The following is a 21,814-nucleotide window of genomic DNA, read 5'->3' on the forward strand; positions in this document are numbered from 1 at the left end:
GCTATATTGAGGGCGTACAGATAAATATCTGTAACAGAGTAAGCGAATGTGCGTTAAGTGCCAGATGGACGGGGAGTTGCCATCCGGACGAAAAGTTTTGACTTGCGGTACATTTGCTGCATCCCGCTGTTGCATCTGAGAATAAGACCTCTCAATCGTGCAACAACGCTTGTTTTTGCATGAAGGAGGTCTTTTCATGTTCCAGGATAAAGTGCGGGCGATGGTCTATGGTGCCTTTAGCATCAGCTTTATCATCTTGCTCACCTATGTGTTTTCCATTCAGACGGTGTTTATCCATATCACCTTTGGTTTTTTGCCGCTGGCGATGTATGGCGCCTGGTTCGGCCCTTGGCGGGCTGGATTGGTTGGTGCTTTGGCCAATTTTCTGGGGACAGCAGTGCTGGGCCTTGGCGTTTTCTTTCCAGGCTTTATGTTGTCGGATTTTCTGACGGGGTGGATTTATGGATTTTTCTTCCATAATAAACCGCCTATGGGGTGGAAAAATACCTGGTTGCCTTTTTTACTGGTGGCGGTCTTTGTTCATCTGGGATTAAATACCTTGTGGCTTACGTTGTTTTACGATAAGGCAGCTTCGGCCATCTTTATGGGACGGCTTGTAAAAAATATCCTGTGCTATCCGTTGGAAATCAGTTTATTCTTGCTGGTATACCGGCCGGCAGCAGCTTGGCGGTTGCAAAAATCGTAAGGAAGCCGAAAAAAGATTTGACAGCTTGGCTGGGGTATGGTAAACTAACAGAGTCGTGAACAAGAAGGAGCCACCGCTTCTCACCTACTGGCATAGGTCAGCTGGGTTTATAGCATGAGTTTTTTAGAGGTGGCTTTGTGCCGCCTCTTTCTTGTTTATAAACATAAAACATCAGGAGGTGTTCTACTATTAGCAGAGATTCGTTACGCATCAATGAAGAAATTCATATTCGCGAAGTACGCGTAACCAGTGCAACTGGTGAGCAGCTCGGCATCATGCCGACGCGTGAGGCACTTCGCATGGCGGAGGAGCAGCATCTGGACCTCGTTGAGGTAGCTCCGAAGGCAAAGCCGCCGGTCTGCCGTATCATGGATTTTGGTAAGTATAGATACGAACAGCAGAAACGGGAGAAAGAGGCTAAGAAAAAACAGAAGGTTATTAGCATCAAGGAAGTTAAGCTTCGCCCGAACATTGAACAACACGATTTTGACGTCAAGTTGAAGAATGCTCTTCGCTTTGTCGAAGAAGGAAATAAAGTCAAAGTGACTATCATGTTCCGCGGACGAGAGCTCTCTCATCCGGAACTCGGCAAAGAGGTATTGGGCCGCGTAGCTGAAAGGCTGGGCGACAGCGTCTCGATTGAGCGCAATGCCAAACTTGAAGGAAAAAATATGACGATGATTGTTGCACCGAAAGTGCAGAAAGCATCGAAACCAAAGAAGTCGAAAGAGACTCAGTCTAAGGAGGAAAACAGTAATGCCAAAGATTAAAACTCGCAGAGCTGCTGCAAAACGTTTTACCGTAACGGGTAGTGGTGAATTCAAACGTAACAAGGCTTTCAAGAGCCATATTCTGGAGAAGAAATCTCCGAAACGTAAACGCAACCTGCGTAAAGCTTCTCTGATCACGGCTGCAGATTATGGCCGCGTTAAGAGAATGATGCCGTACGCTTAATCGCGAAATTTGACTGGATTACGAAACCGATTATTAGGAGGATGAAAACATGCCAAGAGTAAAAGTAGGCGTGACTGCACATAGACGTCATAAGAAAATCCTGAAGCTCGCTAAGGGTTACAAAGGTACGAAGAGCAAACAGTTCAAAAAAGCTAACGAGACCGTAATGAAGGCTCTCTACTACGCACGTGCTGACCGTCGTGCGAAGAAGGGCGATTTCCGTCGTCTCTGGATTGCTCGTATCAACGCTGCTGCACGCGTTAACGGTCTTTCCTACAGCCGTATGATTTGCGGCCTGACGAAAGCTGGCGTTGAGGTTAACCGCAAGATGCTGGCTGACCTGGCAGTTTCCGACGAGAAAGCATTCGCTCAGCTCGTTGCTGTTGCTAAAGAGAACCTGTAATTAATAGGTTTGAAATGAAGATGCAGGGTTGATGGAACCGTTGGTTCTGTCAGCCCTTTTCTTGTATTTGGAGGATAAAGCATGGAGCAGAGAATCGATAGTCCTGCCAACAAAAAGGTGAAGCTGGCCGCCAGTCTCCACAACCGCAAACATCGCGACAAAGAGGGGCTGTTTATCGCCGAGGGGATTCGCTTGGTGGAAATGGCGGCAGCATCGGATTGGAATATCCGCTATGGGTTTTATACGCCGGAGCTCTTGAACCAGGCGCGGGGAAAAGAACTCTGCGCGACGCTTACCAACCGAGGCGTAAGCCTTTATGAACTGCCGGCTGCGGTTTACCAGAAAGCCAGTGCAACAGATACCCCTCAGGGAATTTTGGTCGTGGTAGAGCAAAAGAAAAGCCGCCTGGAAGAATTGGCGGCGGGAGAAAATCCTATCTATGTAGTTCTCGATGGCGTGCAGGACCCAGGTAATGCTGGAACGATTATCCGTACAGCTGATGCGGTGGGAGCTGATGGCGTAATCCTGCTGAAGGGTTCCGTGGATGTATTTGGCGATAAGACAGTCCGCTCGACGATGGGGAGTTTGTTTCATCTGCCTGTCTGCACGGAGGCGACGACTGTGGAACTGCAGGAATTTTTGACAAGTCAAAACGTGACACTTTATGCTACCGCGCTCGATGCCTCTGCTAAGCCGCACTTTGTCCAGGATTTTCGGCAGGGGTGTGCGATTGTATTCGGTAATGAAGGAAATGGTGTATCCGCTGAGCTTCTCCAAACGGCGGTGAAAACCTATATTCCCATGTATGGGGAAGCTGAGTCGCTCAATGTGGGTGTTTCGGCGGCTGTCGTTTTGTACGAAGCCGTAAGACAGCGAAAGTTTTAAGGCGCTTCCCAATAGCAGTAGACGCCGAGTTTGCCAGTTTTTACGCAAATGGATAAGTCCGTTTGACCGGTCAGCAATTCATTGCTAACGGCTTGGGGGAATTGTTGCGTTAAGGTCGCATCAGTCAGCGGCCAGCGGACATTGTTGATGGTCACGCCTGAGCAGCTTTCTGTGAAGGGGAGTAGGGAGATGGCCTTGGGAATGGTCGCGAAAGCCAGAGTTATGGATTGGTCTGGCTGGGCATAAATTAGGGCCTCAGATTCGTCAATCAGTGCACAGGGGATGTCGAGACTGGCACAGCTGAACATGGTGCTGTAGGCGTGGTCGAAACGTCCGCCGAAGGCACCGGTCACGATGATGGCAGGGGCGCCTGCTTCAATCATCAGCTTTAGTGCCAGCTGCGTATCGGTGAAATCCTTGGCTACAGGATATTCTTTGAGGGAAACGCCAAGGGTTTTGGCCCAGTCCCAGGATCGGGGGCTGGCGCTGTCACCGTCGCCTAGCAGCACATCGGGGACAAGGTTTGCCTGCTGGCAGGCATCGATGCCGTGATCAGCAGCCCAGCAACGGTCGAATCCCCGCAATTGGGTGAGCCAGGATGTCGCAGGTGCCCGGCCTCCTGTGATGAGAAGCCAGGGGTTATTGCGAGCAGAATAGGAAGAATAGGATAACGATAATTGTGGAAATTCCATGAGAATACCTCGATACTAGCGTGGAATGGGAAATGATTTTCGGTGAATGGATAAGTATGTTATAATAAGTTTATCGTGTATAGCATAGCACGTAAATTTTTAAGGAGCAACCAAAAGGGGACTGATACATTATGGTAAAGTTCAAATATTATGGACATTCCTGTTTTTTGTTAGATGATGGACAGTACAAAGTGCTGGTTGATCCGTTTTTGACGGGAAATCCGAAGGCCACCATTAAGATGGAAGAGGTGGAGTGTGATTTCATTTTGATTTCTCACGCGCATGGCGATCATTTGGGCGATGCGCCGGAGATCGCGGGCCGCACGGGGGCAGAGCTGGTGAGCACGCCGGAAGTCCTCGGTGTATGCGAGGCTCGGGTGCCAGGACTGAAGCAGCATCCGATGAATCTTGGCGGATCGATTCATCTGCCCTTTGGCAAGGTGCGCATGACTATGGCAAAGCATAGTTCTGGCGTTGCGGGCGGCATTGCCTGCGGTTTTGTCATCTATATGGGCGGCCTGCAGATTTATTTTGCTGGCGATACGGCGCTCTTTTGCGATATGCAGATTATCGGACGTAAGGACGAACTTGACTATGCGATCCTGCCAATCGGGGATAACTACACCATGGGCCTTGAGGATGCGGCCCTGGCCGCGCAGTGGTTAAATGCCCGTCATGTCATTCCGGTTCATTACAACACCTGGCCAATCATTAACCAAGATGTCAAGCATTATGCAGAGATTACTGAGGCGATGTCACGGGCGCAGGTTCATGTGGTTGACCCAGGTAGTGAGATTGAGCTTTAATGGCAAAAGACAAGTTACTGGTAATATTAGGGCCCACAGCTGTGGGGAAAACGGCTCTTTCGATTGAGCTGGCCAAACAATTGGATACGGAAATCATCTCGGGCGATTCCATGTTGGTATATCGCGGTTTCGATATTGGGGCGGCTAAGCCGAGCATGGCGGAACGGCAGGGGGTTGTCCATCATTTGGTAGACATCCTGCCACCGAATGAAACGTTCAACGTCACGGACTTTATCGAACAGGCGCGGCCGATTATCCACGCGCTCAATGAACGGGGAAAAATTCCGATTCTTGCTGGCGGTACGGGTTTGTATGTCAAGGCTTTGCTGGAAGGATACGCGTTTAATGAAACCGCCGGTCATGATACGTATCGCGAAGAGCTGCAGCGGTTGGGAGAGCAGAAGGGGCATGAATACGTTCATAAGATGCTTGCCGAGGTAAATCCTGAGGCGGCAGCGCGGCTTCATCCCAATGATTTTCGCCGCATTGTCCGGGCGTTGGAGGTTGCTCATTTTGGCAACGAAAAGATTTCGCAAAGCAAAGTGGCCGATGAAGGCGAACTTTGCTACGATGCGCTGGTAATCGGCCTTAACCGGGAGCGCCAGGGACTCTATGAGCGCATCAACCAGCGGGTGGAGCTTATGTTTGAAGCTGGCCTCATCGCCGAAGTTCAAGGGCTTTTAGCGACGGGAATAACCCGTGAGGAACAGGCGATGAAGGGAATCGGTTACAAGGAGACTGCGGCGTATCTGGCTGGCGAAATGTCCCAGGAAGAGGCCGTAGAGCTCATACAGAAATCCACGCGTCACTTTGCTAAGCGGCAGCTCACTTGGTATCGGAAGATGCCCTATATCCATTGGTATGCGGCCGATAAGCTTAGCGAAGCGGAACTATTGGCAGATGTTTTGCAGGAGGTTGCAGGATTTTTTCCCGCAGGGTAGAATTTATTACTAGAGAACCATAATGGAGGGATTAATATGCCAGCAAAACCAACAATCAATCTGCAAGATAGTTTCTTGAATCAGGTCCGCAAGGAAAATGTTGCGGTAACGATTCACCTCGTCAATGGCTTTCAGATTAAAGGAAACGTCAAGGGCTTCGATAATTTTACTGTCGTTCTTGATGTCTCGGGGAAACAGCAGATGGTTTATAAACATGCGATTTCCACCATTACGCCGGCACGTCCTGTTAGTGGAGTGTTTGGGGTTGAAAAACGCGAAGGCGAAGAATAAGGAAGATAGATTAGAGGAGGGCCTTCCTTGGGGGAGGTCCTTTTTGGTGCCTGTCGGATGCGCAGGAGAAAGGATGGCAAGATGAAAACAAGAGGATTTGAATGCGTGTCGACGTGGCAGGGAAGGGGGATTCACCTGCCGCAGCGCAAGACTGCGGCCAGCGCTGGTTACGATATCGAAGCTGGCGAAGATGCCGTACTGCCACCGGGCGAGCTTACGATGGTTCCCACGGGCGTTAAGGCCTTTATGCAGCCCGATGAGGTACTGATGATTCACATTCGTTCGAGCATGGCGATCAAACATCAGCTGGTACTTATGAACAGTGTGGGCGTAGTGGATTCGGATTATTATAATAATGAAGATAACGAAGGTCATATTTTTATCGCTTTTTGGAACCGTGGGACAAAGCCTTTTGTCATCCAAAAGGGCGAGCGCATTGCGCAGGGAATTTTCCAGAAGTATTTGACGGCGGATGAAGATGTGGCAGGTCAGGGAGCTGTCCGCCAGGGCGGCTTTGGCTCGACAGGAAAGGCGTGAGTAATATGGCAGAGGAAGGCATGGATTTGTTTGCGATGCCAGCGTCAGCTGACTGGTCAAAAAATGACATGTCAAAAGTTGACCAGTCAAACGTTGACATGTCAACAATGGGGGCGGCACGGCCGTTTGAACCCTTGGCTCAGCGCATGCGGCCGCGCAATTTCAAGGAGTTTATCGGTCAGCAGGAAGCGGTAGGTGCGGGGCGTTTCCTGCGCCAGATGATTGAACGCGACCAGATTTCTTCGATGATTTTTTATGGACCGCCGGGGACGGGCAAGACGACGCTGGCGCAGATGATTGCGGGCATGACAGGGAGCTCGTTTCGCAAATTAAATGCCGTGTCGTCTGGCATTCAGGATATCCGCGCAATCGTCAAGGAGGCTGATGAACAACGCAAATACTATCAGAAGCGAACCATCGTATTCATCGACGAGATTCATCGCTTTAACAAGAGTCAGCAAGATGTGCTGCTGCCCTATGTCGAAGATGGCCGTTTGATTCTAATTGGTGCAACGACGGAAAATCCATTCTTTGAAGTCAACCATGCGCTGCTCTCGCGCGTGCGTATTGTGCGGCTTTATCAGTTAAGCGATGGTCAGCTCGTGAAAATTTTGCGACAGGCGCTTGCGGATACGGAGCGCGGACTCGGTGGCCAGTCACTTGCTGTGAGCGACGAGGTGCTGCTCGGCATTGCCCAGCTTGCAGGCGGTGATGCCCGCATGGCGCTTAACATTCTCGAGGGATCAGCCGCGATGTTGCCGCCCAATGGTGGTACTATCACGATGGATATGGTGCAGGAGATCCTTGGCCAGCGCGTGCAGCGTTACGATAAGAAGGGCGACAATCATTACGATACGGTGTCGGCTTTCATCAAGAGCATGCGCGGCAGCGACCCGGATGCAGCGCTTCATTACCTCGCGCGGATGCTTGCGGCTGGCGAAGATGTCAAATTCATCGCGCGCCGCGTGGTTATCTGCGCATCCGAGGATGTGGGAAATGCCGACCCTATGGCGCTCGTCGTGGCGATGAATGCGGCGCAGGCCGTGCAGTTCATCGGTATGCCTGAGGCACGGATCGTTTTGGGGCAGGCTGTGAGCTATATCGCTTCGGCACCGAAAAGCAACGCAGCCTATATGGGAATCGATGCCGCGCTGCAGGATGTCCGCAGCAAAAATTGCGGGGCGGTGCCGATGCATCTGCGTGATGCGCATTACAAGGGAGCGGCTAAGCTCGGTCATGGCACGGAATATATCTATCCGCACAGCTATCCAGAGCATTTTACCAAGCAGCAGTATTTGCCCCAAGAACTTTCGGGCGCACATTATTATGAACCCACAACAAACGGGAGGGAAAAACAGTTGCGTGAATATCTTCATCGCTGTTGGCCGGAACGTTTTTGACAGATGCAGGGGTTTCTGTTATATTGGTTGCATATTATTGGACAAAACTGCTATTCGTAGCTTCTTCGAGAAGCAAATGAGGTGAACCATGAAGATTTCAACTAAAGGACGATATAGTGTGACGGCTCTTTATGAACTGGCACTTCATTATGGTACGGGGCCGTTGCCACTGAAAAATATTGCCCAAGGGCAGGGGCTTTCCGAGAATTATCTCGAGCAACTGATGCTGCCGCTGCGGCGGGCGGGGCTCGTTAAGAGCATCCGCGGGGCTCAGGGTGGCTATATGCTCGGCCGTGAGCCCAAGGATATCACAATCAGTGAAATCATCACGACGGTGGAAGGGCCGATTGCGGTGGTGGATTGCCTGTTGGCAGAAGCCAGTGCCGAAGATCAGCCGTGCAAACGGGCCTGCGCCTGCGTGACCCGCGGCATTTGGGAGAAGGTCTGCGACAGCATCAGCGAAGTGCTTGGCAGTATCACGCTCCAAACACTGGTGGATAACGATAAGGGAAGCAAACATGTGGGGTGTGCACGATGAACCCCGTTTATTTGGATTATGCTGCTACCACCCCGGTGGATGAACGGGTTCTTAAAGCCATGTTGCCATACTTTTCTGCGCAATTCGGGAATCCGTCCAGTGTTTATTCCTATGGACGGATTGCCAGGGCGGCTGTGGCCAAGGCTCGGGAACAGGTAGCAGGCCTCTTGCAGGCGGAACCGGCGGAAATCTTTTTTACAAGCGGCGGCAGTGAAAGTGACAATTGGGTTCTAAAGGGGATGGCGTTTGCGCTTCGCCGCGCGGGCAAAGGCAATCACATCATCACGAGTCAGGTGGAACACCATGCGGTGTTAAATGCCTGTGCCTGGCTGGAGCAGCAGGGCTTTTCCGTTACCTATCTGCCCGTGGATGAGTTTGGCCGTGTCAAGCGGGAAACTGTGGAAGCGGCTTTGCGCGAAGATACGATTCTCGTCAGCATCATGACGGCCAATAATGAGGTTGGCACCATCGAGCCGATTGCGGAAATCGGCGCTATGCTGCAGGCACGGCAGATTTTCTTTCATACGGATGCCGTGCAGGCTGCTGGACATATTCCGCTTTCTGTTGCGGAGCTGCATGTGGATGCACTGTCCCTTTCGGGGCATAAGCTCTACGGCCCGAAGGGCATAGGTGCGCTCTACCTGCGCCGTGGCTTTATGCCCGATGCACTGGTTCATGGTGGCGGGCAGGAGCGTGACATGCGCGCAGGAACTGAGAATACAGCAGGCATCGTTGGCCTCGGCAAAGCAGCAGCCCTGGCACGGGAAGAACTGGCAACGGAATGGGAGCGGCTGTCCGAACTGCGTGATTGGCTGATGGCGGAAATCAAGACGATTCCGAGGTGCTGGATTAATGGCGATGAAGAGTACCGCTTGCCCGGAAATGTGAATTTCGGTGTGGAGGGAATCGCTCAGGATACGTTGTTAATCCGCCTCGATATGGCGGGTTTTGCTGTTTCGGCAGGCAGCGCTTGCAGTGCGGGTTCCCTTATGCCCTCGCATGTCCTGACGGCAATGGGGCAGTCGGCGGATAGGGCTGGTTCGGCCATTCGCGTGACGTTGGGCCGTTATACGACCAAAGATATGTTGCAGCGTTTGGTGGAAGCTTTGAAGATGACTGTCGCCTCGATACGGAAACAGTCGGTCTGACCGAAAGGCATAATGATACAGTTAGCGATAAACTCCCTCGGAAACGGGGGAGTTTTTGCATAGTGACAGAATGACAAGCGAATGGTAAAAAAATTTGTATTGCCTGTATGAATTATGTATAATGTAGAAAGGTAGTGTTTGTTTTAAAGCATCATTTAGAAAATCAAGACCATATGGGAGGCTTATGATTCAAGATGTTGGGAGATATGCTTCGTTCAGAGAGAGAAAGACAGGGTCTTTCGATTCGTGATATTGAAAAGGGCACGAGTATCCGTGCTTTGTACATAGAGTCTATTGAGACGGGTGATTATTCGCAGCTTCCAGGAGAAGTTTATACGAAGGGCTTTATCCGGAACTATGCAAACTTCCTGAAGATGGATGCGGATGCCATGGTGAAACGATATATGGAAGAGAATCATCCGGAAAAAGTTGCTAGCGAGAGCGAGCAGAACGCAGCGGATCCGCAGACTGCACAGGAGCCGGCTGGAAAGGCGGAGACGTCGCAGCCGTTTTCGACTGGCAGTGACTTCCGCGAACGCGTGGAAAAGTCCCACAAGAATCAGAATCTGCTGTTGCTGGCCGCACTGGTCCTGGTGGTAGCCGTTGGCGCTTTCTATCTGCTGGGTTCAGAGAGTAAGCCGGCTAAGACTTCGGCTCCCGCGCAGACTTCGGCGCAGCAGGCAAAGGCACCGACGGCAGAGCAGCCGGAAAAGAAGGCCGACGCTCCGAAAAAGGCTGAAGGGGTGGAAGTCGTAGCGAAAGTCACAGATGCCTGCTGGACGCAGGTAAAGGCAGACGGCAAGACCGTCTATGAGGGAACGCTGCAGAAGGGCAAGACGGAAACTTGGAAGGCCAAGGAGAAATTGGTCATCGTTGCCGGTAATGCTGGCGCTGTAGAGCTTAAAATCAATGGCAAAGACAGCGGTAAAATGGGCGCAAAGGGCCAGGTGGCAGAGAAAATCTATACGCCGGAAGGTGAGTCGTCTGCTGCCGATCAGAGCAAGAAGGATAGCAAAAAATAATGAACGGATTTTTGCCAATCAGCAAAAAAGATATGGAAGAGCGTGGCTGGGAGCAGCTGGATTTTATATTCGTATCGGGTGATGCGTATGTAGACCATCCAAGCTTTGGCCCGGCTATTCTTTGCCGGCTTTTGGAAAAGCACGGCTATAAAGTAGGAATCATACCCCAGCCGGACTGGCATTCTACCAGGGACTTTGACCGCCTGGGAAAACCTCGGCTGGGTTTTCTTGTCTCAGCGGGCAATATGGATTCTCTGCTGAATAAATTTACGGCGTCACGCAAGGTCCGCCATCAGGATGCTTATTCGCCAGGCGGTAAGGCTGGCTTCCGTCCTGAGCGGGCCACGATTGTTTATTGCAACCGCTTGCGTGAACTTTATCATGATGTGCCGATCATTATCGGTGGCATCGAAGCCAGCCTGCGCCGCTTGGCTCACTACGATTATTGGAGCAATTCGGTGCGGCGGTCGATTCTCGTCGACAGCCAGGCTGATTTGCTCATCTTCGGGATGGGCGAACGGGCCCTTTTGGAAGTGGCGGCGGATCTTCAGCAGGGCGTGGCGATTGAGAACATACAGGATGTAGCGGGAACTTGTTATCGCGTTCCTAATATGGACTATGTATGGGATCATCTGCCCCTGCCGTCCTTTGAGGAAGTGGCGCATTCCAAACAAAAATTTGCCGAAGCGTTTAAAATGGAATATCTGGAGCAGGATCCGATTCGTGGGCGGAAATTGGCTCAGCAGAACGAGGAATGGTGCGTAGTCCAGAATCCACCGGCAAAGCCGTTGGATGAGGCGCAGATGGATGAGATTTACGATCTGCCCTACCAGCGGACTTGGCATCCGATCTATGACAAAGATGGCGGTGTGCCGGCTATTCAGGAAGTACAGTTCAGCCTCGTGAGTCAGCGAGGCTGTTTCGGCGGCTGCAATTTTTGTGCGATTATTTCCCATGAGGGACGCATCATCCAGCGGCGCAGTCACGAATCGCTGTTGCGCGAGGCAAAAATCCTCACGCAGCAAAAGGGATTCAAGGGCTATATCCACGATGTCGGCGGCCCTACGGCGAATTTCCGGCGCACGAGCTGTGATGGACAGCTAGAGCGCGGCACTTGCCGCGGCAAGCCGTGCCTTTCGCCGATTCCCTGCAGAAATCTCGTGGTGGATCATAGCGATTACCTCAAACTTTTGCGTGAGCTTCGGCAGCTGCCGGGAGTCAAAAAGGTTTTTGTACGCTCGGGCGTGCGGTTTGATTACCTGATGCTGGCAAAGGATGATTTCTTAGAGGAACTTTGCAAGTATCATATCAGCGGACAGTTAAAGATTGCACCAGAACACGTTTCTGACCGCGTGACGCGCATGATGGGGAAATCCAATCGCAAGGTCTATCAGGCGTTTGCCGAGCGCTTCCGCAAGATGAACGAAAGGCTTGGGCTCAAGCAGTATCTGGTTCCGTATTTCATGTCCAGTCATCCCGGTTCAGAACTTTCGGATGCGATAGAGTTGGCGGAATTTATCCGCGATATGGGCTATCATCCGCAGCAGGTGCAGGATTTTATTCCTACGCCGGGAACGCTTTCCACGGCGATGTGGTATACGGGAATTGACCCGCTGACGGGGGAGAAGGTCTATACGGCCAAATCTTATGAAGAAAAGCTCATGCAGCGTTCCTTGATGCAGTATTGGCTGCCTAAAAATCAGGAAATCGTGCGCAAGGCATTGCGGCTGGCACATCGGGAAGACTTAATCGGTTTTGATCGAAAATGTCTCGTGCGGCCGGAAGGAAGCGAGCGCAGGAATCAAGCGGGCGGTCAACAGGCGTTCCACCGGAAGAAGAAACGAAACGATAACCGGCAGCCGGCCGGTAAAAATAAGCAGAAAACGAGAGAGAAGAGGGTGCGGCGATGAAATGTCCATATTGCAAGCAGGCAGATAGCCGGGTTATTGATTCGCGGGCGGCTGAGGATGGAACGACCATCCGTCGCCGTCGCGAGTGCAACGGCTGTGGCAAGCGGTTTACGACGTATGAAGTCGTAGAGAAACTTCCCCTGATGGTCGTCAAGAACGATGGCCGCCGGGAAGTGTTTAAACGCGATAAAATCTTAAATGGAGTTATCCGTTCCTGTGATAAGCGGGATATTTCCATGGAGCGCATTGTAGCACTGGTGAACGAAATCGAACGCGACGTGCGCAACACCATGGAACAGGAAGTAAAATCCTCGAAGATTGGCGAATTGGTTATGGAGCGGCTCAAGGATTTCGATGAGGTTGCTTATATCCGATTTGCCTCGGTTTACCGTAAGTTTGCGGATATAACCAGTTTCGTGGAGGAACTCGACAAGCTAAAGGCACATAAGACAGAAGAACAGAAATAAGAGTAGGAGGATAGGCGTAGTTGGATTTTGAACTCAAGCGGGAATTAAAGGAGCTGTTAGCGGGGGAGCGTGGTTACTATCGATATCCGATGGGGACGCGTACTCCTTTTGCGCTGGTATATCCCAATTCGTATTTCGTAGGGATGTCCAACTTAGGCCTTCACATCATCTACGAGTTGTTAAACGAGCGTGATGATGTGGCCTGTGAGCGCGTGTTCCTGCCCGAGCGCAAGGAAATTAAGCGGTATGAGAATACGCGAACGCCGCTCATGAGTATCGAGAATCAGACGCCTCTTTACGAATTTCCCCTGATTGGGTTTGTCCTGTCGTTTGAGATGGACTATTTTAACGTCCTGCAAATGCTGGAACTCGGCAAAGTCAAGGTCAAGGCAGAAGAGCGCACCGCTAGGGACCCTTTGGTCATTGCAGGCGGTCCTTGTGCCACCTTTAATCCCGAGCCCTTGTCTGGGGTCGTTGACGCTTTTATCATCGGTGAGGGCGAAGTGGTTATGCCCGCCTTGATTGATGCTTGGAATGAGGCAAAGCGCCAGGGCCTTGACCGGAAGGAGTTGCTGTGCAGGATTGCTGCGGTTCCTGGCGTTTATGTGCCAGCGCTTTACGAGCATCGCTATGATGAGGCGGGCAGGCTCCTATCCATCGAGCCCCTTGCGGGGGCTCCGGCTAAGGTTAGTCGTCAGTGGGTGCAGGATTTGGATGCACATCCTGCGCATACGGTGGTCATTACGGACAATACGGAGTTTAATTTTTACCTCATCGAGACGGCACGGGGCTGCGGCCGCCATTGCCGATTCTGTATGGCAGGGTATTGCTTCCGGCGTCCGCGCAATCGCTCCCTCAGCGTCATCACGCAGGAGGTAAAAAAGGCCCTGGCCTATAAGAAGCGCATCGGCCTCATGGGAGCAGCGATTTCCGACTATCCGGAAATCAATGAACTCTGCAAGGAAATCCTCGGAGAAGGGTTGTCAATGTCGGTGGCTTCCTTCCGGGCCGATTCGGTCACGCAGGAGCTGGTGGATTCGCTGGCGCAAAGTGGTCTCAAAACGCTCACGATGGCTCCTGAGGCGGGAAGCAAACGCATGCGGGCGGTGATCAACAAAGGCATTGAGGAAGAGCATCTCTTTACGTCCATGGAGATGGGAATCGTTGCCGGGATTCGCAATTTCCGCCTCTACATCATGATTGGCCTGCCCTTTGAACAGGAAGAGGATATCGAGGCGATTATCGACTTAGCCAATCGGCTGAAAGATTACATGGAGGAAAAGGGAGCAAAGGGCACGTTGACCCTTTCGGTAAATCCCTTCATCCCTAAGCCGTTTACGCCGTTCCAATGGAAAGGGATGGCCGACCGCAAATATGTGGAGCATGCTTTTAAACATATGACGCAGAGCTTGCGAAAGCGCAAAAATATTATCGTCAATGTGGAATCCCCCAAGGAAGCCTATGTACAGGGGGTTCTTGCCCGTGGGGACCGTCGGGTCGCAGAGGCACTCTTGCTGGCCCATGAGTTGGGGGGCAGCAAGGCCTTCAAGCGCGCGATGAAGGAATGTGGCTTGTCCATGGAAACGTATTTGTACCGGGAGCGTGAGGAAACGGAGCTGTTTCCGTGGGAACGGTTGGATATGGGATTTACGCGGGAATATCTTTACAACGAATTGAAAAAAGCCGATGCGCAGAAACCGACGATACCGTGTTTTGACGGCTGTCATCGTTGTGGTGTCTGCTAAGGCCAAGCGATAAACATAAAGAAGGTGCATTACGATGAGTTTCGTTCTTGAACATATGCGAAATAACCTTTGGCGTGGGAAATTCTCATCCTTTCCGGAGGATCTCTGCGTTCACGGACTGACGGGAAGACTAGGCGGTGTGAGTAAGAAGCCCTATGACTCCTTGAATATGGCTTTGCATGTCGGCGATAATCCGGACGATGTCTGGGAAAACCGCTGTCGGTTTCTGCATGCGCTGGGACTGAAGGCTGAAGCTATGGTCACGCCTGAGCAGGTTCATGGGCAGCGCATTGTTCGCGTGGGGCGCGATGAAGCGGGGCGCGGTGCAAAGGTTTATGAGGATTCCATTCCGGAAACCGATGCGCTGATAACCGATGAACCAGGCCTTCCCCTGCTGCTTTGTTTTGCCGATTGTACGCCAGTGCTTCTGCTGGACCCTGAGAATCGGGCCGTTGGCATTGCACATGGTGGTTGGAAGGGAACGGTGAAGAAAATTGCCCAGAAGACAGTCATGGCAATGACAAAGGAATTTGGCACGAAACCTAGCGATGTGTTGGCGGCCATTGGGCCGGCCATCGGCCCTTGCTGTTATGAGGTAGGGGATGAAGTGGCAGAAAAATTCCGGGAGGCTTTTCCGTATCACGCCGAGAAAATCATTCTTTCCGAAGGGGATAAGATTCATTTGAACCTTTGGCAGGCCAACCGCCTGCAGCTCATGGACATCGGCGTGAAAAGCGGGAATATCGATATGGCAGATACTTGCACGGCCTGCAAGCACCAATGGTTTTATTCCTACCGTGCGGATGGCGGCACGACTGGCCGCATGGCCGCGGTTATTGCACTGAACAAATACTGACGGGGGTAATTGCATGATAGCAGATAAGTTTCATGAAGTTGAAGCAAGAATCAAAGAAAGCATGCAGCGGCGTACCCGTGTACCAAAGGATGCGCCCGTTACACTGATCGCTGTGACGAAGAATCACGATGTGGCGGCTATGCGTGAAGCCATTGATGCCGGCGCCACGGATATCGGAGAAAACCGCATCCAGGAGGCCAAGGAAAAACATGAGACCTTGGACCGCCCAGTCACTTGGCACCTTATTGGTCATCTGCAAACCAATAAAGCCAAGGTGGCCGTTAAACTCTTTGACTTGATTCATTCCGTGGATAGCATCCATTTGGCGAAAGCGATTGATAAAGAGGCGGGGAAAATCGGCAAGGTGCAGGATATTCTCGTTCAGGTCAATCTAGCCAAAGAGGAAAGCAAGTCGGGAGTCTACAAAGAAGATTTGCGGGAGATGCTCGACTTGGTGGAAGAACTCCCAAATGTCCGCCTCTGTGGCTTGATGTGCATTGCACCGAACTACGATGAGGTAGAGAATTGCCGTCCACTTTTTCGAGAAATGTATGGAATTTACCAAAAAGTAAAGGAAATTCCCTATCAGACGGCGAATATTAAATATTTATCCATGGGTATGACCCATGATTATCCAATCGCGGTGGAAGAAGGCGCGAATATGGTTCGTGTGGGCACCGCTATATTTGGACCGCGACAATACTAAAGAGGTGGCAATATGAGTATTATTGACAAAGTATGTGGAAAAATGGGGCTTATGGACCCTGAAGATAATCTGGATTTTGAAGAGGAAGAAATCTCCCGCAAAGCTGAGCCGAAACGCGAATCCTTTGACGAGGAGATGGATCTGGGAAAAGAGCGTGGGGAGAATTCCCGCAATGTCGTCGATTTCCAGTCGGCAGCATCGGCTCGGGAGAATACCACCAATATCAAGATGAAGGTCATTGTCATTGAGCCGCAGACGTTTGATGACGCTCAGCAGGTCGCCAATAACCTGCGGGAAAAGAAACCGGTTGTCATCAATTTCGAGAAGACCGATGCCGAAGATGCCAAACGCATCATCGACTTTATCAGCGGCACGACGTATGCGTTAAACGGTGAAATCAAGAAGGTAGGACACAACGTGTTCCTTTGTGCACCGAGCAATGTCAATGTCAGCTATACCGAAGAAGAGCGCCGCGTTTCCACGGAAATGCCATGGCTCAAGAAATAAGAGGCTGATAGAAGAATGGCAAGTGAACAGAAAGAAAAATTAATCCGTTTCTACAAGGGCACGGAAGGCGAAGAAACGGTTATTAAGCTCGTCGATTTAGCGGAAGCCGTCCAGCGCAATCAGAAATTCCGTATGAGTGAATTCCTCGATCCGTTTGGGCAGGAGATTGCCGAGACGGTGGCCGCCAACTACGGCAGCCTGCGGGTTGACTTCGCTGGCGGTTATCAGGGGGCGGAACGGAATCGGGCAATGTTTATCCATGAGGATTTCATGGGGACGCCGGCCGGTTTCGATATCGATTGTATTGAGGCCCGCTGGAATGGGCAGTTTGCCCGCCTCTCGCACCGCGATGTGCTCGGAGCACTCATGGGATTAGGGATCGAACGCGACCGCATCGGTGACCTTTTGGTGACCAACGACAGCGTCAAGATTCTTTGCGATCAGAAGATGGCAGAATACCTGCTGGCTAATCTTTCAAAAATCGGTGCTGTCGGGGTGAACTGTGAGCGGACAGAACTATCCTCTATTGCGCCGAAGGAAGAGCGCTGCAAGGAAATCCGTGCAACCGTAGCGTCCTTGCGCGTTGATTCGATTGCTGCCTCGGGGTTCGGCTCATCCCGCAGCCGGGCAGCGGCTGACATTGCCGCAGACAAGCTAAAACTCAATTGGCAGCCAGTCAAGAGTGCCTCGCAAACGGTAAAAGAAGGAGATATCCTTTCCATGCGCGGGCGCGGGCGTCTCGAAGTGGCAGAAGTTCGTGGAACTACAAAAAAAGGCCGTACCGTTGTGGTTTTGAAACGTTACCTTTAATTTCGTATATTAATTATCAGATGGGAGATAATCGTATTGCTTACACCAATGGACATTCACAACAAAGATTTTAAGCGCAGTTTTCGCGGCTACAATGAGGATGAGATAGATGATTTCCTCGACCAGGTAGTCAATGATTATGAAAAGCTGTTCCGTGAAAACGACCGCCTCAAGGAGGAACTTGAGCGGGCACATAAGGACAATGAACAGTATAAGCAGTTGGAGAAGAATCTCAAGGATACGCTGTTAGTTGCTCAGAAGACAGCGGAGGAAGTGACCTCCAGCTCCCGTAAGAATGCGGAAGAGATGCGTAAGAATGCGGTAAAAGAGTGCGAAAACATGCGCCACGAGACGGAGATGGCTGTCAAGAAGCAGATGGAAGATGCCACGGCTAAGGTTCGCAGCATCGTAGCGGAATATGACCGTCTGGTCCGTGAAAAAAATCAGTTCCTGCGCAAGGTCAAGGTAACGATGGAATCCGAGTTGGCTGTCATCAATGAGACGCTGGGCCAGCTCCCTAATCCAGAAGCCGAAGAACAGGCTGCCCCGAAAAAGCAGGAAGAAGTTGTGAAGGTTCCAGAGAATAAGCCTGCTGAAACAGACGATAAGCAGGCGGATAAAACGAAAGAGTAAGAACGCTATGGCATTTTGTTTGTTTGTTGTCCTGCTGGTGCTGGACCAGGCAGTCAAAAGCTATGTCAGTGCGACTATGGCATTGGGGGAGAGTATCCCGGTGATTCCGGGATTTTTCCATTTCACGTATATCCTGAATCCCGGAGCGGCGTTCGGAATGTTTGAGAATCAGCGCTGGTTTTTTATCCTCGCGGGGATAGCGATCATCGCTGCGTTCCTGTACTATTATCCGCGGCTCCGTCGACAGGTAGCCTGGTTCCATTATGGCTGCGTGGCACTGCTGGCTGGTGCAGTAGGCAATCTCATCGACCGTATTCAAAATGGCTTGGTGGTGGACTATTTGGATTTCCGCATCTGGCCGGTCTTTAATATCGCGGATATTGCAATTGTACTCGGCGTTGCCAGTATGATTTATGCACTGATGTATAAAATGAAAGATATGGATGATTGATATGGCAGAACCAATAATATATACGGTAGAAGCTGCTGGGGTGCGGCTCGATGTATTCCTCACCCAAAAGCAGCCGGAACTTTCCCGTTCCCATGTGCAAAAGCTCGTGGCGGATGGAAATGCCTTGGTAAATGATACCCTGCGTAAGGCAAATTACAAACTGCGGGAAGGAGACCGCGTGAGCCTCTTGGTACCAGAGCCAGAAGCTGTGGAGATAAAGGCAGAAGATATACCGCTGGATGTGCTCTATGAGGATGAAGCGATCATCGTCGTAAATAAGGCGCGTGGCATGGTGGTACATCCTGCTTCCGGAGTCAATAGCGGAACACTCGTCAATGCCTTGCTTTTCCATTGTCAGGACCTTTCGGGCATTAATGGCGAGATTCGTCCTGGCATCGTCCATCGTCTCGATAAGGACACGTCGGGAGTGATGGTGTGTGCCAAAAATGACAAGGCGCATATTGATTTGGCTGAGCAGATACGGACCAAATCGGCCCATCGCAGTTATTGGGCGATTGTCCATGGCAATATCAAAGAAGAAGCGGGCATTATCAAGGGGGATATTGGCCGGCATCCTACCGACCGCAAGAAAATGGCTATTGTTCGTGAAAATGGCAAGCCGGCAGTGACACATTTCAAGGTATTGGAGCGCTTTGGAGAATACACCTTAGTCGAGTGCAACTTGGAGACGGGCAGAACGCATCAGATTCGCGTGCACATGGCAAGCATCGGACATCCATTGGTCAATGACCCCAAATACGGACCCAAGAAGCAGTCGCCGTTTGCCATTGCGGGACAGGCACTTCATTCCTTGACCCTCACGCTCCGGCATCCGGATACGGGGGAGGAAATGACCTTTACGGCACCAGTGCCGGAGGATATGAACCGCATTTTGACGGGACTGCGGGATAAACTTGCCAAAGACCGCAAAAAAGCCGCGGCGATGAAGCCGTGATTCAAAAAGGAATTGACGGGAGTGACAGATTATGCCAGTATTGACGGACAAGACCGTACTGATGGATTCCGAAGGAATCCGCCGTGCGTTAACGCGTATTTCCCATGAAATTGTCGAGAAGAATAAAGGCGTAGATAACATCATTCTGGTGGGGATTCGTACCCGTGGCGTGCCAATCGCTGAGCGGCTGGCGGAAAGCATCGAAAGAATCGAAGGGAAAAAGCCGCCGGTGGGGGTTCTCGATATTACCCTGTATCGCGATGACCTCTCAACGCTTTCGTATCAGCCCATTGTGCATCCAACGGAGTTGCCGGTGGATATTACGGGCATGACGGTGGTACTCGTTGATGACGTGCTGTATACGGGACGTACGATTCGCGCTGCGCTCGATGCCGTTATCGACATGGGACGTCCGAAGACGATTCAGCTTGCGGTACTCATTGACCGCGGTCACCGCGAATTGCCGATTCGCGCAGACTTCGTCGGCAAAAACGTTCCGACCTCTTCACACGAAGTAGTCAGTGTTCAGCTTAATGCGATTGATGGTGCGGAAAAAGTTTTGATTCGCGAGTTCAAAGAGAAATAAAGAATATAAGAAAAGACCGATGGAACCCCGTTTAAAAGGAGTTCATCGGTCTTTTTTGAATGGAAGGGTTAACCCTGCAGCAAGCTTAAGAACCAGCCGGCGTTGTGATTGTTTTGGGCCAGCATGGCCTGGGCGGCCTGCAGGAGGATGTTTTCTTTGGTGAATTCGGTCATTTCCTTGGCCATATTCGCATCGAGAATCGTTGACATGGCCGCCGTGAGGTTTTCGCTTTCGGTGGTGAGGTTGCTGATGGTGTATTCGAGGCGCATGCTCATGGCGCCGATGGTCGTCTGCTGGTCAAGGGCGCGTTCGAGCGCGCGGTCGATGGCACTCATCGCGGCATTGGCGCCTTTTTGCGTGGTCACGTCGATGGCATGACCATATTTATCGGACAGCCCGAGGGCATAGGTACCCATGTCGTCGATGGAACCGCGGATGCCGCGATTGGCATCGGCACTGCTGGCGATATAGAAGCTCGAATCGCTCTGTGCATCGCGCGGTGCGATGCTTTCGTTGAAGTCGTTGAGGGCCGTCGTGGCGGTTTTCTTGACCTGCCCCTTAGAATCGGTGATGCTGATCGTGATGCCCGCAACCGCGCCGTCAAGGCCCGTGGCAGCTGTCGTGAAGGAGACGGCATTCTTTCCGTCTGCCGTATGGATGGTTTCGCTATGGGCATCCACGCCAATGGTGGAATCCACCTGCAGTTTTGACGGGTCAAAAATTGACTGGTCAATTGAGTTGAATTCCGTGAGCATATCGGCAAGGGTAGTGGTGCCAGCCTGATAGTTTGCCGAATAGGTCTTGCCGTCTTTGATATAGGAAAGGTTTACGGTATCGCCTTCCTGGATGTTCAGCGAAGAGCCGTCGCGGCGCTGCAAATCGGTAAGTTTGGTATTCGCAGTCGTCGTGGTGGCAAGGCTCTGGTTGGTGAGTACCTGTGCCGTCGGCTCAGCCGCCGAGGCCATCGACCCATCGAGCAGCAATTGGCCGTTGTAGGTGACGCTGGCGTTGTCATTGATTTGATCGCCGAACTGGTCAAAGAGCTTTTGAATCGTGCGGCGATCGGTATCGGTGCAGGTGTCGCTCGCGGCTTCGATGGCCTTTTCCTTGAGGTTGCGCAGGATGTCGATGGTAGAGCTTATACCGCCTTCGGCGACTTTCAGCATGCTGAGCGAAAACTGCGCGTTGCGGCTGGAGGCATCCAGGCTGCGGATGCGCACATCCATGCGCTGGCCGATGGCCCAGCCCGAAGGATCATCGGCAACGCTGGCAACGCGCTGGCCTGTAGCTAGATGATGCATATGATTGGACAGTTTGAATTGATGCTTGTCCATGATATTTAAGATATTCGTCGACATGACCGAATTGCTGATCATCATATTTGTCACCTTCCTTGTGCATAAAAAGAAATCCGTATCCAATACTATTATACTACTCTTAATACTATTATACGTAAGTATACATAAATTACAGTTTATCGGTTCGTGGAACCTTATTCGAAGCAGCTCTTCGCCGCCGCTAGGGGCAGTGCCAACACTACGCGGGGAGATGTTTTCCTAAACGAAATTTTTATCTTAAATTAAGCATCGAAAAAGTTGCAAAACGCGCTTCGCTTGAACGGTAGCAATTTTTCGACGAACGGTGAGGATAAAAATTTCGTTCTTCACGGAAAACATCAAACGCTTCGTTTATGGCACTGCCCCTAGCGGCGGCTGAGTCTGTGGCAAGTTTCGCAGGGCTCTCCCCTCCGAGGGCGCAGCAATTCGTGCCGGCTCGAACCGAGGCGGCGGGGGCCCCAGTACCATAAGCGCAGCCTTGACGTTCCGCGTGAAGCAAGAAATTTTTGCCTGCGTTCTCGTTGGAAA

The 21,814-nt window shown here is 51.5% G+C and carries 26 protein-coding genes and 1 riboswitch; of the genes, 24 read left to right on the forward strand and 2 right to left on the reverse strand.

Translation table 11 applies throughout. The annotated features are described in order from the left end of the window. Positions 1-32 precede the first annotated feature (32 nt). Positions 33-131: riboswitch (THF riboswitch) on the forward strand. Between the two features lie 65 nt (positions 132-196). The 5 genes from T504_RS0100740 (at position 197) to T504_RS0100760 (ending at position 2,948) form a co-directional block, all read left to right on the forward strand. Further along, positions 197-706 (forward strand): folate family ECF transporter S component, encoded by a 510-nt coding sequence (locus tag T504_RS0100740; protein WP_072022676.1) that lies wholly within the window; start codon positions 197-199, stop codon positions 704-706. Positions 707-876: 170 nt separating this feature from the next. Continuing rightward, the gene (infC, locus tag T504_RS0100745; RefSeq protein ID WP_051635109.1) at positions 877-1,476 is read left to right on the forward strand and encodes a translation initiation factor IF-3; all 600 of its coding nucleotides are present in this window, start codon (positions 877-879) and stop codon (positions 1,474-1,476) included. Then, complete coding sequence (gene rpmI / locus T504_RS0100750) at positions 1,463-1,660, forward strand: 50S ribosomal protein L35 (protein ID WP_033169125.1); 198 nt, start codon at positions 1,463-1,465, stop codon at positions 1,658-1,660. The genes infC and rpmI overlap by 14 nt, the downstream gene beginning before the upstream one ends. 49 nt (positions 1,661-1,709) lie before the next feature. Continuing rightward, a complete protein-coding gene (rplT, locus tag T504_RS0100755) occupies positions 1,710-2,063 on the forward strand; it encodes a 50S ribosomal protein L20 (RefSeq protein WP_033169126.1) in 354 nt (117 codons plus the stop codon). An 81-nt stretch (positions 2,064-2,144) separates the two neighbouring features. Further along, entirely contained in the window at positions 2,145-2,948 is an 804-nt protein-coding gene (locus T504_RS0100760) for a TrmH family RNA methyltransferase (protein ID WP_033169127.1), read from the forward strand. Here the strand turns inward: T504_RS0100760 and T504_RS0100765 are convergent. After that, a complete protein-coding gene (locus T504_RS0100765) occupies positions 2,945-3,640 on the reverse strand; it encodes a thiamine diphosphokinase (protein ID WP_033169128.1) in 696 nt (231 codons plus the stop codon). The genes T504_RS0100760 and T504_RS0100765 overlap by 4 nt on opposite strands. Before the next feature lie 131 nt (positions 3,641-3,771). Here T504_RS0100765 and T504_RS0100770 point away from each other — a divergent pair, with 131 nt between their 5' ends. The 19 genes from T504_RS0100770 (at position 3,772) to pyrR (ending at position 19,949) form a co-directional block, all read left to right on the forward strand. Next, positions 3,772-4,446, forward strand: coding sequence for a metal-dependent hydrolase (locus T504_RS0100770; protein ID WP_033169129.1), 675 nt, complete (start codon positions 3,772-3,774; stop codon positions 4,444-4,446). Next, on the forward strand, positions 4,446-5,387 hold the full coding sequence (miaA, locus tag T504_RS0100775) for a tRNA (adenosine(37)-N6)-dimethylallyltransferase MiaA (protein ID WP_033169130.1): 942 nt from the start codon (positions 4,446-4,448) through the stop codon (positions 5,385-5,387). Before T504_RS0100770 ends, miaA begins: the two co-directional genes overlap by 1 nt. Before the next feature lie 36 nt (positions 5,388-5,423). Further along, complete coding sequence (hfq, locus tag T504_RS0100780) at positions 5,424-5,678, forward strand: RNA chaperone Hfq (RefSeq protein ID WP_033169131.1); 255 nt, start codon at positions 5,424-5,426, stop codon at positions 5,676-5,678. 81 nt (positions 5,679-5,759) lie between these two features. Further along, on the forward strand, positions 5,760-6,215 hold the full coding sequence (dut, locus tag T504_RS0100785) for a dUTP diphosphatase (protein WP_033169284.1): 456 nt from the start codon (positions 5,760-5,762) through the stop codon (positions 6,213-6,215). 98 nt (positions 6,216-6,313) lie between these two features. Continuing rightward, positions 6,314-7,615: a replication-associated recombination protein A gene (locus T504_RS0100790; RefSeq protein WP_033169285.1), complete on the forward strand. Its 1,302-nt coding sequence runs from the start codon at positions 6,314-6,316 to the stop codon at positions 7,613-7,615. Between the two features lie 88 nt (positions 7,616-7,703). Then, on the forward strand, positions 7,704-8,153 hold the full coding sequence (locus T504_RS0100795) for an RrF2 family transcriptional regulator (protein WP_033169132.1): 450 nt from the start codon (positions 7,704-7,706) through the stop codon (positions 8,151-8,153). Beyond that, positions 8,150-9,301 carry a cysteine desulfurase family protein gene (locus tag T504_RS0100800; protein ID WP_033169133.1) on the forward strand — a complete coding sequence of 384 codons (1,152 nt, stop codon included), beginning with the start codon at positions 8,150-8,152 and terminating at the stop codon, positions 9,299-9,301. The genes T504_RS0100795 and T504_RS0100800 overlap by 4 nt, the downstream gene beginning before the upstream one ends. Before the next feature lie 194 nt (positions 9,302-9,495). Continuing rightward, a complete protein-coding gene (locus T504_RS0100805) occupies positions 9,496-10,323 on the forward strand; it encodes a helix-turn-helix domain-containing protein (protein ID WP_051635111.1) in 828 nt (275 codons plus the stop codon). Beyond that, complete coding sequence (locus tag T504_RS0100810) at positions 10,323-12,233, forward strand: YgiQ family radical SAM protein (protein WP_051635112.1); 1,911 nt, start codon at positions 10,323-10,325, stop codon at positions 12,231-12,233. Before T504_RS0100805 ends, T504_RS0100810 begins: the two co-directional genes overlap by 1 nt. Continuing rightward, positions 12,230-12,700, forward strand: coding sequence for a transcriptional regulator NrdR (gene nrdR / locus T504_RS0100815; protein WP_033169134.1), 471 nt, complete (start codon positions 12,230-12,232; stop codon positions 12,698-12,700). The genes T504_RS0100810 and nrdR overlap by 4 nt, the downstream gene beginning before the upstream one ends. 20 nt (positions 12,701-12,720) lie before the next feature. Further along, on the forward strand, positions 12,721-14,445 hold the full coding sequence (locus tag T504_RS0100820; RefSeq protein WP_033169135.1) for a TIGR03960 family B12-binding radical SAM protein: 1,725 nt from the start codon (positions 12,721-12,723) through the stop codon (positions 14,443-14,445). Positions 14,446-14,479: 34 nt separating this feature from the next. Further along, positions 14,480-15,301 (forward strand): peptidoglycan editing factor PgeF, encoded by an 822-nt coding sequence (gene pgeF / locus T504_RS0100825; protein ID WP_033169136.1) that lies wholly within the window; start codon positions 14,480-14,482, stop codon positions 15,299-15,301. Between the two features lie 13 nt (positions 15,302-15,314). Further along, complete coding sequence (locus tag T504_RS0100830) at positions 15,315-16,007, forward strand: YggS family pyridoxal phosphate-dependent enzyme (protein WP_033169137.1); 693 nt, start codon at positions 15,315-15,317, stop codon at positions 16,005-16,007. Between the two features lie 12 nt (positions 16,008-16,019). Beyond that, positions 16,020-16,514: a cell division protein SepF gene (locus T504_RS0100835; RefSeq protein ID WP_033169138.1), complete on the forward strand. Its 495-nt coding sequence runs from the start codon at positions 16,020-16,022 to the stop codon at positions 16,512-16,514. 15 nt (positions 16,515-16,529) lie between these two features. After that, positions 16,530-17,324, forward strand: a complete 795-nt coding sequence (locus T504_RS0100840; RefSeq protein ID WP_033169139.1) for a YlmH family RNA-binding protein — start codon at positions 16,530-16,532, stop codon at positions 17,322-17,324. Positions 17,325-17,360: 36 nt separating this feature from the next. Next, a complete protein-coding gene (locus tag T504_RS0100845; RefSeq protein ID WP_081823324.1) occupies positions 17,361-17,957 on the forward strand; it encodes a DivIVA domain-containing protein in 597 nt (198 codons plus the stop codon). A gap of 7 nt (positions 17,958-17,964) precedes the next feature. After that, positions 17,965-18,408, forward strand: a complete 444-nt coding sequence (lspA, locus tag T504_RS0100850) for a signal peptidase II (protein ID WP_033169141.1) — start codon at positions 17,965-17,967, stop codon at positions 18,406-18,408. Position 18,409: 1 nt separating this feature from the next. Next, on the forward strand, positions 18,410-19,363 hold the full coding sequence (locus tag T504_RS0100855; protein WP_033169288.1) for an RluA family pseudouridine synthase: 954 nt from the start codon (positions 18,410-18,412) through the stop codon (positions 19,361-19,363). A gap of 31 nt (positions 19,364-19,394) precedes the next feature. Beyond that, positions 19,395-19,949 carry a bifunctional pyr operon transcriptional regulator/uracil phosphoribosyltransferase PyrR gene (gene pyrR, locus T504_RS0100860; RefSeq protein ID WP_033169142.1) on the forward strand — a complete coding sequence of 185 codons (555 nt, stop codon included), beginning with the start codon at positions 19,395-19,397 and terminating at the stop codon, positions 19,947-19,949. Positions 19,950-20,017: 68 nt separating this feature from the next. On the opposite strand, the gene T504_RS0100865 is transcribed toward pyrR, so the two are convergent. Beyond that, complete coding sequence (locus tag T504_RS0100865) at positions 20,018-21,328, reverse strand: flagellin N-terminal helical domain-containing protein (protein ID WP_033169143.1); 1,311 nt, start codon at positions 21,326-21,328, stop codon at positions 20,018-20,020. Positions 21,329-21,814 lie beyond the last annotated feature (486 nt).

The sequence above is a fragment of the Selenomonas sp. ND2010 genome (assembly GCF_000702005.1).
In the GTDB taxonomy this organism is placed as follows: Bacteria; Bacillota; Negativicutes; order Selenomonadales; family Selenomonadaceae; genus Selenomonas_A.